Origin of the sequence: Siculibacillus lacustris, from assembly GCF_004328075.1 — a bacterium.
GTDB lineage: Bacteria > Pseudomonadota > Alphaproteobacteria > Rhizobiales > Ancalomicrobiaceae > Siculibacillus > Siculibacillus lacustris.
Genome location: NZ_SJFN01000002.1, coordinates 45,916 through 60,989, shown reverse-complemented (window position 1 = coordinate 60,989; position 15,074 = coordinate 45,916). Strand labels below are relative to the sequence as shown.

The following is a 15,074-nucleotide window of genomic DNA, read 5'->3' as shown; positions in this document are numbered from 1 at the left end:
GATCCTTCGGGGGAGCACAGATGATCGACGGTCGAGCCAGTCGCACGGCCCTCGGGGCGGCGGTGCACCGCATTCTCCATCGCCGTCTCGACCGTCCGCCGATCTTCGACGACCCCTTCGCGGAGGCGCTCCTCGACGACGAGGGCCGCGCCCTGCTCGCCGCCCGCGCCGCCGAACCGGAGCGCTCGGTGCGGCTGCGCACCACCATCGCCCTGCGCTCCCGCCTCGCCGAGGACGGGCTCGCCGCGGCGATCGACCGCGGCTGCCGCCAATACGTGCTGCTCGGCGCCGGCCTCGACACCCTCGCCCTGCGCCGCCCGGTCGCCGACCTGCGGGTGTTCGAGGTCGACCATCCCGCGACCCAGGCCTGGAAGCGCCAGCGCCTCGCCGCCGCCGGTCTCGGCGGGCCGGACGGCCCGATCTTCGTGCCGGTCGATTTCGAGCGCGACCGCCTCGACCAGCGCCTCGCCGAGGCTGGATTCGATGCCGACGCGCCGGCGGTGTTCGCACTGCTCGGCGTCGTGCCCTATGTCGAACGCGCCGCGCTGCTCGACACCCTGCGCTACGTCGCGGCGCGCCCGGCCGGCTGCGCCGAAGTGACCTTCGACTGTTCCGAGCCCTGGGAGAGCGCGGCGCCGCCGATCCGCGCCGCCTACCGCGCGCTCGCCGATCTGGCGGCCGCCGAGGGCGAGCCCTGGGTGACGAGTTTCACCCCCGAGGACCTCGCCCGCGACCTCGCCGCGGTCGGCTTCGCCTCGGTCGAGGATCGTGGCCCGGCGGTGCTGGCGCGGGTTCTCGCCGGCCTCGGCTCGCCGCTGCGTCCGAGCCCGCTCGGCCACGTGGTCACCGCCCGCACCTGACCGGCGTGGCGCGGCCGACCTTGGTCGAGGCCGCCGTCGCGGGCCTTGACGGCGCCGCGCAAATCCGCCACACCCAGGACCCATGACGAACGGAACCCCGGCTCACGCGGCGATCGCGATCCCGAGCATTTGCGGCTAGCAGCTTCGCTGGCCCGGTTCCGTCTGCCTTCGCCTCGAGTAGGACCAGATGTGACCCCGGCCGGTGGGCGCCGGGGCATGTCCGTCGATGTCGCGCGGCCGCGGACGGCCGGCGGCTGCGCGCAAGAACAGGAGGTCGTCGGTGGCTCTGAAACTCTACAACACGCTGACCCGGGACAAGGTCGACTTCACCCCGATCGATCCGCAGAACGTGCGGCTCTACGTGTGCGGCCCGACGGTCTACGACCTCGCCCACATCGGCAACGCCCGCCCGGTGATCGTCTTCGATCTGCTGTTCCGCCTGCTGCGCCACCTCTACGGGGCGAGCCGCGTGACCTATGTGCGCAACATCACCGACGTCGACGACAAGATCAACGCCCGCGCCGCCCGTGACTTCCCCGGCTTGGCCCTCAACGAGGCGATCCGCAAGGTCACCTCCGACACCGAGGCGCAGTTCCAGGCCGACGCCGACGCGCTGATGACCCTCCGCCCGACGCTGCAGCCGCGCGCCACCGAGCACATCGCCGAGATGGTCGAGATCATCGAGAAGCTTATCGCTTCGGGCCACGCCTATGTCGCCGAAGGTCACGTGCTGTTCGATGTGCCGTCGATGCCCGACTACGGCGCGCTGTCGCGCCGGCCGCTCGACGACATGATCGCCGGCGCCCGCGTCGACGTCGCCCCCTACAAGCGCGGCGACATGGACTTCGTGCTGTGGAAGCCGTCGAGCGACGAGGAGCCCGGCTGGCCGAGCCCCTGGGGCCGCGGCCGTCCCGGCTGGCATCTCGAATGCTCGGCGATGTCGTGGAAGCACCTCGGCGAGACCTTCGACATCCACGGCGGCGGCATCGATCTGGTGTTCCCGCACCACGAGAACGAGGTCGCTCAGACCAGGTGCGCCTTCGGCCACGACGTCATGGCCAACATCTGGATGCACAACGGCTTTCTCCAGGTCGAAGGCGAGAAGATGTCGAAGTCCCTCGGCAACTTCCTGACCATCCGCGATCTGCTCGCCGACTGGCCGGGCGAGGTGCTGCGCTTCACCATGATGAAGACGCACTACCGCCAGCCGATCGACTGGACGGTGAAGAGCCTCGAGGAGAGCTGGAAGACCCTCGACGACTGGTACTGGCTGGCCGGCGACGTCGCCGGTTCGCGGCCCGCCGAGGCGGTGATCGAGGCGCTGAGCGACGACCTCAACACGCCCAAGACCATCGCCGAGCTGCATGCCCTGCGCAACGCCGCCCAGCGCGCCGACGGCGCCGTCCATCTCGACCTGTTCGCCGGCTCCCTGCGCTTCCTCGGCCTCCTCCAGGAGACCCCGAGCGCCTGGGCCGCGCGCCGCAAGGCCTCCGCGGCGGTCGACGTCGCCCGGGTGGAGGCTCTGATCGCCGCGCGGCTGGCCGCTCGCAACGCCCGCGACTGGGCCGAATCCGACCGCATCCGCGACGAATTGACCGCCCTCGGTCTGGTCCTCAAGGACGCCAAGGACCCGGTCACCGGCGAATTGAAGACCACCTGGGAGCCGGCGCGATGACGCATCGGCGGATCGGCCGCGCGACGCATCGCCGCGTCGCCGGCTCGATCCGGTGGCGGTGGTGGTCATCGCCATCGTCGTGAAGCTGGCGTTGCTCGCCGGCCTGACCTGGGTGGTCCTGCGTTGGAAGGGGCTCGTCTGAAGCCCCGTGGACAGGGGAGGGGGAGACCATGACCACGATCACCGGCGGCTGCCAGTGCGGCGCCGTGCGTTTTGCCTGCGAGCGCCTCGGGCGCGCCTCGATCTGCCATTGCCGGATGTGCCAGAAGGCCTTCGGCGGCCATTACGGACCGCTGGTCACGGCGCACGGCCTGACCTGGACCCGCGGCGAGCCCAAGCGCTTCCGCTCGTCGAACAAGGTCCGTCGCGGCTTCTGCGCCGACTGCGGCACGCCGCTGACCTACGAACTCGACGGCCACGCCGACCTCGAGGTCGCGCTCGGCGCCTTCGATCGGCCGGCCGAGATCGTCCCGGCGATCCAGGTCGGCGTCGAGAGCCGCATGCCGTGGTTCGACCGGCTCGCGACCCTGCCGGGCCGGCCGCCGGAGCGGCAGGCCGCGATGGAGGTCTTCTTCGCCGAAGTCGTCTCCTGCCAGCATCCCGATCACGACACCGCCGTTTGGCCCGCCGACCCCCGAGAGCCCCGATGACCGAGCGTATCCATCTGTTCGACACCACGCTGCGCGACGGCGCCCAGACCTCCGGCGTCGACTTCACGCTCGACGACAAGATCCGCATCGCCCGGATGCTCGACGATTTCGGCATCGACTACGTCGAGGGCGGCTATCCCGGCGCCAATCCCACCGATACCGCCTTCTTCGAGGAGAAGCGGACACGCAGGGCCCGCTTCACCGCCTTCGGCATGACCAAGCGCGCCGGCGTCTCGGTGTCCAACGATCCCGGCCTCGCCGCGGTGCTCGATGCCGCGGTCGACGCCTGCTGCTTCGTCGCCAAGGCCTGGGACTATCATGTCCATGTGGCGCTCGGCTGCACCCTCGAGGAGAACCTGGAGAGCGTGCGCCTGACCGTCGAGGCGGCGCGCGCCCGCGGCCACGAGGTGCTGATCGACTGCGAGCATTTCTTCGACGGCTTCAAGGGCAATCCCGAACACGCGCTGGCCGTCGCCCGTACCGCGCACGCCGCCGGCGCCCGCTGGATCGTGCTGTGCGACACCAACGGCGGCACGCTGCCCCACGAGATCGAGGCGATCGTCGCGGCGGTCGCCCGCGACGTGCCCGGCGATCGGCTCGGCATCCATGCCCATGACGACACCGGCCAGGCGGTGGCCAATTCGCTGGCCGCGGTGCGCGCCGGGGTGCGCCAGATCCAGGGTACCCTCAACGGCATCGGCGAGCGCTGCGGCAACGCCAATCTGGTGACGATCATCGCCACCCTGGCGCTGAAGCCGGAATTCTCCGACCGCTTCGTCACCGGCGTGACGCCCGAAAAGCTCGGCGAACTGACCCACGTCAGCCGCGCCTTCGACGACATTCTCAACCGCTCGCCCAACCGCCACGCCCCTTACGTCGGCGCCAATGCCTTCGCCACCAAGGCCGGCATCCATGCCTCGGCGCTGGTCAAGGACCCGCGCACCTACGAGCACGTCCCGCCCGAGACCGTCGGCAATCGCCGCCGCGTGCTGGTCTCCGATCAGGCCGGCAAGTCCAACCTGCTCTCCGAACTCGCCCGCTTCGGCATCACCGTCGACCGCGCCGATCCGCGCCTCGACCGCCTGCTCGGCGAGGTCAAGGACCGCGAGGCCCGCGGCTTCTCCTACGAGGCCGCCGACGCCTCGCTGGAGCTGCTCGCCCGCCGGACGCTCGGCACCGTGCCGCGCTATTTCGAGGTCCAGAGCTTCCGGGTGATGGTCGAGCGCCGCTTCAACGAACTCGGCGAGCTGGTCACCCAGTCGGAGGCGACGGTCAAGGTCAAGATCGGCGATCAGCTGATGCTGTCGGCGGCCGAGGGCAACGGCCCGGTCAATGCGCTGGACGCGGCGCTGCGCAAGGATCTCGGCCCCTACCAGTCGGCGATCGACGATCTGGTGCTGGTCGACTTCAAGGTCCGCATCCTCAACGGCGGCACCGGCGCGACCACCCGCGTCTTGATCGAGAGCCGCGACGGCGCCAAGAACCACTGGACCACCATCGGCGTCTCCGAGAACATCATCGATGCCTCGTTCCAGGCGCTGATGGACGCCGTGGTGTACAAGCTGGTCAAGAGCGGCGTCACCGCCGTCGCCTGAGTCTGTCCGCCCGAGAGGATCGCCGCAGGATGTCGGACGTCTCCCCCGCCACGACCGCCGGTACCGCCCCGGGCGGCGGCCGCATCGCCTTCCTCGACGGGCTGCGCGGCGTCGCGATCCTGATGGTCGTGGCCTTCCACGCCTATGCGCGCTGGCCGGAGCACTATCCGTTCGGCGCCCGCTTCGTCGGCAATCCGTTTCTCGACACCGACCGCACCGGGGTCCTGTTGTTCTTCATGATCTCCGGCTTCGTCATCCTGATGTCGCTGGAGAAGAACGATCGCTTCGGCGGCTTCCTCTGGCGGCGCTGGCTGCGGTTGTTTCCGGCGATGCTGGTGTGCTCGCTCGCCGTCTTCGCCCTCTCGGTGGTGATCGTGCCCTGGCCCAAGGGACCGCTCGCGGCGTTCAACCTGCTGCCCGGCCTGACCCTGCTCGGCGAAGACGTGTGGATGCGCCTGACCGGCCTGTCCTGGGACGACGTCGCCTCGATCGAGGGCTCGTTCTGGTCGCTCTATGTCGAGACCCGGTTCTACCTGATCTTCGGCGCCCTCTATTATCTGTTCGGCCGCACCACCGCGGTCTGGGGGCTGCTCGGCGTCTACGCCCTCCTGCACCTGTTCCGGGTGATCGACCTGCCGATGATCCGCGGCAACGGGGCGCTGCCGCTCGAGTCGATCGCCGCGGCGCTCCAGGCGCTGCACGGCTACGGCGCCCTCAAGGTGATGGGCGCGCCCTATTTCCTGTGGTTCTTCGCCGGAGCGATGTACTACCTGTGGGAGATGGAGCGGCGCGAACGCCACTATGCGATCGCCGTGGTCGCCTCGCTGGTGGCGGCTCTGTCGCCGATCGCCGGCTGCGGCCCGCGCCTGTTCGTGGTCGGCCTGATGGCGGCGGTGATGCGTTTCGAGGCCGTGCGCCGGGTCGTCGCCAACCCGGTGTTCCTGATCCTCGGCTTCGCCAGTTACCCGCTCTACCTGATGCACGAGAACCTGATGGTGGCGCTGATCGTGCGGGTCGGCGCGGCCTGGCCGGGGCTGCCGGCACTCGCCGTGCCGGTCCTGCCGATCGTCCTGGTGATCGCCGTCGGCTGGCTGGTCGCCCGCTTCGTCGAGCCGGGCGCGCGCCGCACCGTCGCCCGCCTCGTCGGCGGGCTCGCGCGCCCGCGGGTGCGCACCGACGCGGCGTGAACCCCCGCGATCGGCGTCACATGTGGCGCAGATCGACCGGCGCCGGTTCGGCGGCCCGCGCCGCCAACTGCCCGAGGCGCTTGCGCATCTTCGGCAGGATGTCGTCGATCGAATTGGCGACGCCGTAGGACAGCTCGAAGCCGGACCGGATGAACGCCGCTTCGTTCATGTGGTGCAGCAGCGTCACCAGCGGGTCCCAGAAGTGGGAGATGTTGGCGAGCATGATCGGCTTGGCGTGCTGGCCGAGCTGCGCCCAGGTCATCTGCTCGACCACCTCCTCGAGCGTGCCGATGCCGCCCGGCAGCGCCACGAAGGCGTCGGCCTTCTCGAACATCAGCCGCTTGCGCTCGTGCATGTCGACGGTGACGATCAGTTCGGACACTTCCGGCAGCATCAGCTCGCGGTCGACCAGGAACTGCGGAATGATGCCGGTGACTTGGCCGCCGGCCGCCAGACAGGCGCGCGCCGCCGCCCCCATCAGCCCCAGCGACCCGCCGCCGTAGACCAGCCGGATGCCCTCGCGGGCGAGCAGCCGCCCGAGATCGACCGCCGCCTGTTCGAAGGCCGGATCGGCCCCGGAGCCGGAACCACAATAGATGCAGATCGAACCGAGTTCGCTCAACGTCGCTCTCCCCTCCGGCGGCGGGCGGCCGGCGGCTCGCCCGATTCCGCGCTGCGGTACGTCGCGCCAGTCTAGCCGCTTCGCCGACGCAGGGAAGCGCGTTTCGCCGCGGCCGTCTTGCACGGATGCGCGGGCCGAGGTTTGAATTTCTCGAAAGAACGCCTATGTGAGGACGACATTCGCCCCCCTTGCGCCAGCGAGTCCCCATGTCCAGGCACCACCGTCCCGTCGGCCCGCGCATCACGGCCGAGGAGGGGCAGACGCTCCGAACCCTGAAGAACCTGTGGCCGCATCTGTGGCCCGCCTCGCGTCCCGACCTCAAGCGGGCGGTGATCCTGGCGCTGGTCGCGCTGTTGGCCGGCAAGGTGGTGACCGTGTGGTTGCCCTTCGCCTACAAATGGGCGACCGATCTGTTGGCGCCGGGCGCCGTGGTGCCCGATCGGCTGACCTGGTGGGCGCTGCCGATCCTGCTGGTCGTCGCCTATTCGGTGGCGCGCATCGCCTCGAACGGCTTCAACCAGCTGCGCGACGCCCTGTTCGCGGCGGTCGGCCAGCATGCGGTGCGCGAGCTCGCCACCGCGACCTTCCGCCACCTCCACGCCCTGTCGCTGCGCTACCACCTGCAGCGCCGCACCGGCGGCCTCTCCCGCGTCGTCGAGCGCGGCGCCAAGGGCATCGAGACCATCGTCCGCATCACCATCCTCGCCGGCATCCCGACGCTGGTCGAATTCGCGCTGATGGCCGCGGTGATCCTGTGGCAGTTCGACTGGATCTACGTCGTGGTGATCGGCGTGACCACCTGGCTCTACGTGTGGTTCTCGATCAAGGCCTCGGACTGGCGGATGGACATCCGCCGCGACATGAACGACGCCGACAACGACTCCATGTCCAAGGCGGTCGACAGCCTGCTGAACTTCGAGACGGTGAAATACTTCACCGCCGAGGAACTCGAGGTGTCGCGCTACGACCGCGCCATGGCCAAGTACGAACACGCGGCGATCCGCACCTTCACCTCGCTGGCCTGGCTCAACATGGGGCAGGCGGTGATCTTCTCGATCGGCATGGGCATCTGTATGGCCCTGTCGGCGGGCGCGGTGCTGCGCGGCGAGCAGACCGTCGGCCATTTCGTGATGATCAACGCGCTGATGATGCAGCTGTCGATCCCGCTCAACTTCATCGGCACGCTCTATCGCGAGATCAAGCAGAGCCTCGTCGACATCGAGAGCCTGTTCGTGATCCTCGAGCAGCCGGCCGAAGTGGTCGACCGCCCCGACGCCAAGCCCTTGGCGATTCACGAGGCCACCGTCCGCTTCGAGAACGTCAGCTTCCACTACGATCCCGAGCGGGAGATCCTCAAGGGCGTCACCTTCGAGGTGCCGGCCGGCAAGACGGTGGCGATCGTCGGCCCCTCCGGCGCCGGCAAGTCGACCATCTCGCGCCTGCTGTTCCGCTTCTACGACGTCAGCGGCGGCCGCATCCTGATCGACGGCCAGGACATCCGCGACGTCACCCAGACCTCGCTGCGCGCCGCCATCGGCATGGTTCCCCAGGACACCGTGCTGTTCAACGACACCGTCGCCTACAACATCCGCTACGGCCGCCCGTCCGCGACCGAGGACGAGGTGATCGAAGCGGCGGCCAATGCCCAGATCGCCGATTTCATCGAGCGCCTGCCCAAGCGCTACGACACCGAAGTCGGCGAGCGCGGCCTGAAGCTCTCCGGCGGCGAGAAGCAGCGCGTCGCCATCGCCCGCACCATCCTCAAGGCGCCGCCGATCCTGATGCTCGACGAGGCCACCTCGGCCCTCGACACGCATACGGAGCGTGAGATCCAGGAGGCGCTCGACCGGGTGTCGCGCAATCGCACCACTCTGGTCATCGCCCATCGCCTGTCGACGGTGGTCGCCGCCGACGAGATCCTGGTGCTCGCCGACGGGGTGGTCGCCGAACGCGGCCGCCACGACGACCTGCTCGCCGCCGATGGGCTCTATGCCTCGATGTGGGCGCGCCAGCGCGCCGCCGACGAGGCCCGCGAGCGTCTCGCCGAGACCGAGGCAGCCGATCCCTTCCGGCCGTCGCCGCGGCCGGCCCCGGTCGCCGCACAGTGACGCACGGGGGCGTCGCGGCGCCCCCGCCGTCCTTGGCTCTTTCCAATTCGGGCGATCCCGTATAGGTCGGAAGCGGCGCGACGGTGCTCGCCGCCGCACCCGTTTCCCGCCGCGCCCGCGGTCTTCAGAGTACCTCCGATGGATTCCCTGTTCGCGACCATCACCCGCGCCTTCCCGCCGATCAATCGCGCGGGCTGGCCCTTCGTCGCCATCGCCCTGATCCTGACCGTGGTGATCGGCCAGTTCTGGCAGCCGCTGTTCTGGCTGCTGCTCGGCCTGACCATCTGGGTCGCCGCCTTTTTCCGCGACCCCGCCCGCGTCACGCCGATCGCCGAAGGTCTGGTGATCGCCCCGGCCGACGGTCGCGTCAGCCACATCGGCCCGGTTCTGCCACCGCCCGAACTCGGTCTGCCGGCCGAGGAGATGCTGCGCATCTCGATCTTCATGAACGTCTTCAACGTCCATGTGAACCGCATGCCGATCACCGGCACGGTCGAGCGCATCGTCTATACGCCCGGCAAGTTCCTCAACGCCGAACTCGACAAGGCCAGCGAGTTCAACGAACGCAATGCCCTGGTGGTCCGTCACGCGCTGGGTACCCTCGCCTGCGTGCAGATCGCCGGGCTGGTCGCCCGCCGCATCGTGGTGTGGACCACGGAAGGCGCCGAACTGGCGGCCGGCGAGCGCTTCGGCATGATCCGCTTCGGCTCGCGCCTCGACGTCTACCTGCCGCTCGGCACCACGCCCCTGGTGGCGCTCGGCCAGACCTCGATCGCCGGCGAGACCATCCTCGCCGACCTCGCCGCCGCACCGAGCGCGGTCCGCATCACCCGTCGCGACTGACGCGGGGGCGCGCGCCCGAATTGGAGCTTCGACGCCGATGAGCGATCTGTTTCCGCCCGTGGTGCATCAGTCGGTCCGCACCGGCCGCCGTTTCGCGCGGCTGCGCTCGGTGCCGTTCCGGGTGGTGCTGCCCAATCTGGTGACGTTGCTGGCCCTGTGCGCCGGCTTGTCGGGCATCCGCGTCGGGCTCGAGGGCCATTTCGAATGGGCGGTCGGGGCGGTGGTGGTGGCGGCGCTGCTCGACGCCGTCGATGGCCGCGTCGCGCGCTGGCTGAAGGGCACCTCGCGCTTCGGCGCCGAGCTCGACAGCCTCGCCGACTTCGTGAACTTCGGCGTGGTGCCGGGGCTGCTGCTCTACATCTGGGTGCTGAATCAGGCCGGTTCGTTCGGCTGGCTGGCGGTGCTGGCCTACGTCATCGCCGCGGTGCTCAGGCTCGCCCGCTTCAACGTGATGATCGAGACCCCCAAGCCCGCCTGGCACGCCGATTTCTTCGTCGGCATGCCGGCCCCGGCGGCGGCGATCACCGCCCTGTTGCCGCTCTATCTCGCCGAGATCCTGCCGATCGGACGGGTCCCCGGTGTCGCGGCGGTTGTCGCGATCCATACCATCTTCGTCGCCTTCATGATGGTCTCGACCATCCCGACCTGGTCGGGCAAGAAGTTCGGCACCCGCGTGCCGCGCGAATCGGTGATCCCGCTGTCGGTGGCGGTGGTGCTGTTCGCGGCGTCGCTGGTGAGCTTTCCGTTCCCGATCCTGACGGTCGTGACCCTCGCCTATGTCGCGGCGATCCCCTTCGGGTGGCGCGCCTTCCGACGTCTCGCCGCCGCCGATGCGGAGGCCGCCAGACGACAGGCGCAGGCCGCGGACGAGGCCGTGACCTCGCCGGGCTGAGCCCTCAGCGGTGCGAGAGCGCCGCGACGCGGTCGGCGAGGCTGGCATCCGGGAAGGCGCTGCGCAGCGCCTGGAGGGCCTCGGCGTCGCTCTGCGGCCGCATCCTGCCGAGCAGGGCGCGCATCGCGACGATCCGCGATTCCAGGACCGGCGAGAACTGCGCCGGGTCGCGCCCGGGCGGGCACTCGCCGAGCGTCCGGCTCATGCCGTCGGCACTCGGTCGCGTCGGTGTCCTGTCGTTGCCGGTCATGTCGCTCTCCGTCCCGACGCCCGAGGGCGATCGTCCATCGTCCGATGGTTAGAAGCAAGGCCCGTGCCGTTCCGACTGCGGATCCCGGCCGTCGGCCCGTCCACGGCCGGCGAGCGCATGATGGCGTCGTCGCATGGCAGAACGACGACCGGATCCTCCGAGTTCCCGAGAGTCGCACGATTTCTCCTCGGATGCGCGCACTGGTTTCGGGCACGCCACCCGCACTTCGACGAATTTCTCCTCGCCTCGGCCCGCGCCGCCCTATGTAGTGGGGAGCGACCCAGGGAGACTCGATCATGACCGCCGACCGCCCGTCAGCCCCATACGACCCCGCCGCGCCGCAGCTGTCGCCGGCCGGCGGTCCGACGCCGCTGCGTCATCAGCCGCTGCTGCGCCTGCTGTTCGTCAATTGGCTGATCGGCGCCGGCGTCGCCCTGGTCCTGGTGGTCGCGGTGCTGGTCACCGACACCGCCCATCTGCGCTCGCTGATGATGGCCTCCGACCAGCCGTGGATCCCGCTGTTCCTGTTGTTCTTCGGTTTCCTGGTGACCATGTGCTCGGTCGCCATGGCCACCGCGGTGATGCTGCTGCCCGGCGACGACGAGTCCGACGGTTCCGGCGGCGGCTCCGCCCCGGCCACGGTCGAGACCCGCACACCGGTGCCGGTCCGTGTCGCCGTGCGTTCGAACACCCGCCGCCGGCGCTGAGCGCCGCTGCGCGAATGCCTCGGGAAATCGCACCAACCATCTGAAATTGAAGCAGAAAGCCTCCGCCTTCACGCGCTCCTCGAGGCACCGGAATCGATTCTTGAGGCGCTTGAATCGGACTCTCTGCTGCAACTGCGGGCCGGTGCCGGCGCTCGCGATCTTCCACCGGAATCGAAACTGCAACGACACGCGCTTGAATTTCGCCGCGTGCCGGGCTCAGTTCGGGGGGAGATGAACCCGTTCGACGAGAGGAGTCGGTCATGACCGACGGCGCGCCCTATCCCCGCGACTTGATCGGCTACGGCCGCAATCCGCCCCATCCGCGCTGGCCGGGCGACGCCCGCGTGGCGGTGCAGTTCGTGCTGAACTACGAAGAGGGCGGCGAGAACAACATCCTGCACGGCGACGCCGCTTCGGAAGCCTTCCTGTCCGACGTGCTCGGCGCCCAGCCCTGGCCGGGCAAGCGCCACATGAACGTCGAGAGCATGTACGAATACGGCTCGCGCGCCGGCTTCTGGCGGCTGTGGCGGCTGTTCACCGCCCGCGAGATCCCGGTCACGGTGTTCGGGGTGGCGACCGCGCTCGCCCGCAACCCCGAGGCCGTGGCGGCGATGCGCGACGCCGATTGGGAGATCGCCTCCCATGGCCTCAAGTGGATCGACTACCGCGACTTCTCCCGCGACGAGGAGCGTCGCCACCTCGACGAGGCGATCCGCATCCACACCGCGGTCACCGGCTCGCGCCCGCTCGGCTGGTACACCGGGCGGACGTCGCTCAACTCGCGCGATCTGGTCAAGGAGGAGGGCGGTTTCCTCTACGACAGCGACACCTATTCCGACGATCTGCCCTATTGGGAACAGGGACCGCAGGGGCCGCACCTGACCATCCCCTACACCCTCGAGACCAACGACATGCGCTTCGCCAACGCCCCCGGCTTCACCGAGAGCGAACAGTTCTTCACCTACATGCGCGATGCCTTCGACGTGCTGTGGGAGGAGGGGGCGACGGCGCCGAAGATGATGTCGATCGGGCTGCACTGCCGCATCGTCGGCCGCCCCGCCCGCATCGCCGGGCTGATCCGCTTCCTCGACCACATCGCCGCCCGCGAGGCGGTGTGGGTCGCCCGGCGCATCGACATCGCCTGGCACTGGCACGCCCATCACCGGCCGACCTGAGGGCCGACCGGGCGGAAGCGGCGGCTCACACCACCAGGGTCAGCCGCTCCGCCGCCCGGGTGATGCCGGTGTAGAGCCAGCGCGCCCGGTGCTCGCGGAAGGCGAAGCTCTCGTCGAACAGCACCACGTCGTCCCATTGCGAGCCCTGGGCCTTGTGGACGGTCAGGGCGTAGCCGTAGTCGAATTCGTCGGAGCGCCGGCGCAGCGCGAAGGGCAGGGCCTCTTCGCCGCCCTCGAAGAAGGCCGGCAGCACGGAAGCCGCGATCCGCCGCTTCTCCACCGTCTCCTCGGCCGCCAGATCGAACTTCAGGAAGCCGTTCTTCGGCTCCTTGATCCGGGTGACCCGGAACAGCCCGCCGTTCTGCAGGCCCTTGGTCTTGTCGTTCCTGAGGCACACCAGCTTCTCGCCGACCTCCGGGGTCGGGCTGGTGTAGCCGCGCAATTCGCGGATCCGCTTGTTGTAGAGGTGCCGGGTCTTGTTGCGCCCGACCAGCACCTGATCGGCCGACAGGATGCGGTCGGCGGAGATGTCGCGCCGGCGGATGATCTGCGTGTCGCCGTGGTCGCCGATCGCCAACTCGCGACCCTCGCGCACCTCCATCGACAGGCGGATGATCGGATTGTCGGCGGCCTGCCGGTGGACCTGGGTCAGCATCACGTCGGGCTGGGCCTCGGTGAAGAAACCGCCGCCCTTGACCGGCGGCAGCTGCGCCGGATCGCCGAGCACCAGGGTCGGCTTGCCGAAGGACAGGAGGTCCTTGCCGAGCTCCTCGTCGACCATCGAACATTCGTCGATGACGATCAGCGACGCCTTGGAGGCTTCCGACTGGCGATTGAGGGCGAAGGAGAAGGTCTCCTCCTCCTCCTCGTCCTCGGCCGGCCGCTTCGGTCGGTAGATCATCGAATGGATGGTCGAGGCGCCGTCGCAGCCCTTCGACCGCATCACCAGCGCCGCCTTGCCGGTGAAGGCGCCGAAGGCCACCGGCCCGGAGATGCCTTCGGCGAGATGGCGGGCGAGCGTCGTCTTGCCGGTGCCGGCATAGCCGAACAACCGGAACACCTGCGGGCTCCCGCGCTTCAGCCAGGCGGCGATTTCGCGCAGCGCCGTATCCTGTTCGCTCGACCAGTCCATGCTCGCCTGCGTCTCCACGCCTCGTCCGGGCGTGCGACCCTATCCGATTCCCGCCGCCGCGCACCGCGCGCACTGTGCAACGACGAGAACGAAAAGGAAACACCGGATCGTCCCGTCGCCGCGACGACGGATCGTCGCGGTCAGACGAAGCGCGCCAGCAGCATCAGCCACAGCGAACTCGTGACCACGCTCACCACCGTGGTCATCACCACCGTCGCCGAGGCGAGGCGCTCGTTGGAGCGGAACTGGATGGCGATCATGTGGACGTTGATGCCGGTCGGCAGCGCGGCGATCAGCACCAGGGGGCCGATGTTCGAGCGTTCGAGGCCGAGCGCCAGCGCGATCGCCAGCACCGCCGCCGGCATCAGCGCCAGTTTGGCGACCGAAGCCGCGACCGCGGTCGCCACCTCGCCCTTGACCCCGTGCGCCCACAGCGACATGCCCAGCGCGAACAGCATCACCGGCGTCGAGGCCTGGGCGATCATGCCGATCGGCTTGTCGACCAGTTCCGGCAGCACCAGCCCGGAGAGGCGGAAGGCCGTGCCGCAGATCACCCCGATGACCACCGGCTGGCGGCCGACGTTGGCGAGGATCTGCAGCATCACCCGCAAGGGCGAGCGCCCGTCGCCGCCCTTGACCTGCCGCTCGGCCCTTTCCATCAGGATCGTCGCCGTCGCCATCATGATCGGCATGTGGACGGCGAGCAGCAGCGAGACGATCAGCACGCCGTGTTCGCCATAGGCGCGCTGGGCCAGCGGCAGACCGACGAAGGCGGTGTTGGCGAAGGCCGAGGCGATGCCGGCGATCACCGCGGTCGGCGGATCGCGCCGGAGCACCCGACCGGCGAACAGATGGCCGGCGGTCCAGGCGATCGCCGCGCCGGGGAAGTAGCAGGCCCACAGCATCCACGGGGCGTCGGCGGTCATCTGCGCCGAGGCGATGGTCTTGAAGATCAGCACCGGCAGCCCGACCTTGGCGGCGAATTCGGCGAGCCCGGCGCCGGCGGTGCGCCCGAGCACGCCGACCGCGGCCAGCGTCCAGCCGAAGGCGATCAGCGTGAAGATGGGAAGGACGATCTCGATCGCGAAGAGCAACGGCCGGCTCCGGTCTCGGCATCGGATCGACGATCGGATGCGGGCGCAGGGACAGTCATCGTACGACTGCCCGATCTTCCTATCATCTGTCGGCGCGGGGCGAACCTGCAAGCCGCGCATGGCGTGCGCGGCGCTTCTGCATGGCGGTTTCGAGCAAGCGCTGCTCGCCGGCCCCCGCCGATCGACGGCGGCGTTCCCTCGCGAGCCGATTTTCGGCGAATTTACGATCTCCGCCGCCGGCTCGCCTCTGGTCCGCCGTCTTCGAAGGCGCTATGTCGAACGTC

At 69.5% G+C, this 15,074-nt stretch carries 14 protein-coding genes; 10 read left to right on the top strand and 4 right to left on the bottom strand.

All coding sequences use genetic code 11. The features are described from left to right. Positions 1 to 20 precede the first annotated feature (20 nt). The 5 genes from EYW49_RS01680 (at position 21) to EYW49_RS01660 (ending at position 5,967) form a co-directional block, all read left to right on the top strand. Positions 21 to 860, top strand: a complete 840-nt coding sequence (locus tag EYW49_RS01680; protein ID WP_131305306.1) for a class I SAM-dependent methyltransferase — start codon at positions 21 to 23, stop codon at positions 858 to 860. A 280-nt stretch (positions 861 to 1,140) separates the two neighbouring features. Further along, positions 1,141 to 2,535 carry a cysteine--tRNA ligase gene (gene cysS, locus EYW49_RS01675; RefSeq protein ID WP_131305304.1) on the top strand — a complete coding sequence of 465 codons (1,395 nt, stop codon included), beginning with the start codon at positions 1,141 to 1,143 and terminating at the stop codon, positions 2,533 to 2,535. 170 nt (positions 2,536 to 2,705) lie between these two features. Next, positions 2,706 to 3,185 carry a GFA family protein gene (locus EYW49_RS01670; RefSeq protein WP_131305302.1) on the top strand — a complete coding sequence of 160 codons (480 nt, stop codon included), beginning with the start codon at positions 2,706 to 2,708 and terminating at the stop codon, positions 3,183 to 3,185. After that, entirely contained in the window at positions 3,182 to 4,780 is a 1,599-nt protein-coding gene (gene cimA / locus EYW49_RS01665) for a citramalate synthase (RefSeq protein WP_131305300.1), read from the top strand. Before EYW49_RS01670 ends, cimA begins: the two co-directional genes overlap by 4 nt. A 29-nt stretch (positions 4,781 to 4,809) precedes the next feature. Further along, positions 4,810 to 5,967 (top strand): acyltransferase family protein, encoded by a 1,158-nt coding sequence (locus EYW49_RS01660; RefSeq protein WP_131305298.1) that lies wholly within the window; start codon positions 4,810 to 4,812, stop codon positions 5,965 to 5,967. 16 nt (positions 5,968 to 5,983) lie between these two features. Here the strand turns inward: EYW49_RS01660 and EYW49_RS01655 are convergent, their stop codons facing one another. Beyond that, a complete protein-coding gene (locus EYW49_RS01655) occupies positions 5,984 to 6,589 on the bottom strand; it encodes an LOG family protein (RefSeq protein ID WP_131305296.1) in 606 nt (201 codons plus the stop codon). A gap of 206 nt (positions 6,590 to 6,795) precedes the next feature. On the opposite strand from EYW49_RS01655, the gene EYW49_RS01650 reads away from it, so the two are divergent. The 3 genes from EYW49_RS01650 (at position 6,796) to EYW49_RS01640 (ending at position 10,432) form a co-directional block, all read left to right on the top strand. Then, the gene (locus EYW49_RS01650; RefSeq protein ID WP_131305294.1) at positions 6,796 to 8,697 is read left to right on the top strand and encodes an ABCB family ABC transporter ATP-binding protein/permease; all 1,902 of its coding nucleotides are present in this window, start codon (positions 6,796 to 6,798) and stop codon (positions 8,695 to 8,697) included. 138 nt (positions 8,698 to 8,835) lie between these two features. Further along, positions 8,836 to 9,540: a phosphatidylserine decarboxylase gene (locus tag EYW49_RS01645; protein ID WP_131305292.1), complete on the top strand. Its 705-nt coding sequence runs from the start codon at positions 8,836 to 8,838 to the stop codon at positions 9,538 to 9,540. 37 nt (positions 9,541 to 9,577) lie between these two features. Continuing rightward, on the top strand, positions 9,578 to 10,432 hold the full coding sequence (locus tag EYW49_RS01640; RefSeq protein WP_131305290.1) for a CDP-alcohol phosphatidyltransferase family protein: 855 nt from the start codon (positions 9,578 to 9,580) through the stop codon (positions 10,430 to 10,432). A 4-nt stretch (positions 10,433 to 10,436) separates the two neighbouring features. Here EYW49_RS01640 and EYW49_RS01635 read toward each other — a convergent pair whose 3' ends face one another. Beyond that, positions 10,437 to 10,682: a hypothetical protein gene (locus EYW49_RS01635; RefSeq protein ID WP_131305288.1), complete on the bottom strand. Its 246-nt coding sequence runs from the start codon at positions 10,680 to 10,682 to the stop codon at positions 10,437 to 10,439. A gap of 296 nt (positions 10,683 to 10,978) precedes the next feature. Here EYW49_RS01635 and EYW49_RS01630 point away from each other — a divergent pair, with 296 nt between their 5' ends. Together EYW49_RS01630 and puuE are read left to right on the top strand one after the other, a co-directional pair. Then, positions 10,979 to 11,389, top strand: a complete 411-nt coding sequence (locus tag EYW49_RS01630; protein ID WP_131305286.1) for a hypothetical protein — start codon at positions 10,979 to 10,981, stop codon at positions 11,387 to 11,389. 260 nt (positions 11,390 to 11,649) lie between these two features. Then, positions 11,650 to 12,564: an allantoinase PuuE gene (puuE, locus tag EYW49_RS01625; protein ID WP_131305284.1), complete on the top strand. Its 915-nt coding sequence runs from the start codon at positions 11,650 to 11,652 to the stop codon at positions 12,562 to 12,564. 25 nt (positions 12,565 to 12,589) lie between these two features. Here the strand turns inward: puuE and EYW49_RS01620 are convergent, their stop codons facing one another. Then, on the bottom strand, positions 12,590 to 13,696 hold the full coding sequence (locus EYW49_RS01620) for an ATP-dependent DNA helicase (protein WP_131305282.1): 1,107 nt from the start codon (positions 13,694 to 13,696) through the stop codon (positions 12,590 to 12,592). A gap of 140 nt (positions 13,697 to 13,836) precedes the next feature. Continuing rightward, positions 13,837 to 14,790, bottom strand: coding sequence for an AEC family transporter (locus EYW49_RS01615; protein WP_165498097.1), 954 nt, complete (start codon positions 14,788 to 14,790; stop codon positions 13,837 to 13,839). Between the last annotated feature and the right edge of the window lie 284 nt (positions 14,791 to 15,074).

Bases quoted from the DNA above. Each gene is read 5' to 3' on its own strand.
- EYW49_RS01680 (WP_131305306.1), top strand. From the start codon at position 21: ATGATCGACGGTCGAGCCAGTCGCACGGCCCTCGGGGCGGCGGTGCAC.
- EYW49_RS01670 (WP_131305302.1), top strand. From the start codon at position 2,706: ATGACCACGATCACCGGCGGCTGCCAGTGCGGCGCCGTGCGTTTTGCC.
- cimA (WP_131305300.1), top strand. From the start codon at position 3,182: ATGACCGAGCGTATCCATCTGTTCGACACCACGCTGCGCGACGGCGCC.
- EYW49_RS01660 (WP_131305298.1), top strand. From the start codon at position 4,810: ATGTCGGACGTCTCCCCCGCCACGACCGCCGGTACCGCCCCGGGCGGC.
- EYW49_RS01650 (WP_131305294.1), top strand. From the start codon at position 6,796: ATGTCCAGGCACCACCGTCCCGTCGGCCCGCGCATCACGGCCGAGGAG.
- EYW49_RS01645 (WP_131305292.1), top strand. From the start codon at position 8,836: ATGGATTCCCTGTTCGCGACCATCACCCGCGCCTTCCCGCCGATCAAT.
- EYW49_RS01640 (WP_131305290.1), top strand. From the start codon at position 9,578: ATGAGCGATCTGTTTCCGCCCGTGGTGCATCAGTCGGTCCGCACCGGC.
- EYW49_RS01635 (WP_131305288.1), bottom strand. From the start codon at position 10,682: ATGACCGGCAACGACAGGACACCGACGCGACCGAGTGCCGACGGCATG.
- EYW49_RS01630 (WP_131305286.1), top strand. From the start codon at position 10,979: ATGACCGCCGACCGCCCGTCAGCCCCATACGACCCCGCCGCGCCGCAG.
- puuE (WP_131305284.1), top strand. From the start codon at position 11,650: ATGACCGACGGCGCGCCCTATCCCCGCGACTTGATCGGCTACGGCCGC.
- EYW49_RS01620 (WP_131305282.1), bottom strand. From the start codon at position 13,696: ATGGACTGGTCGAGCGAACAGGATACGGCGCTGCGCGAAATCGCCGCC.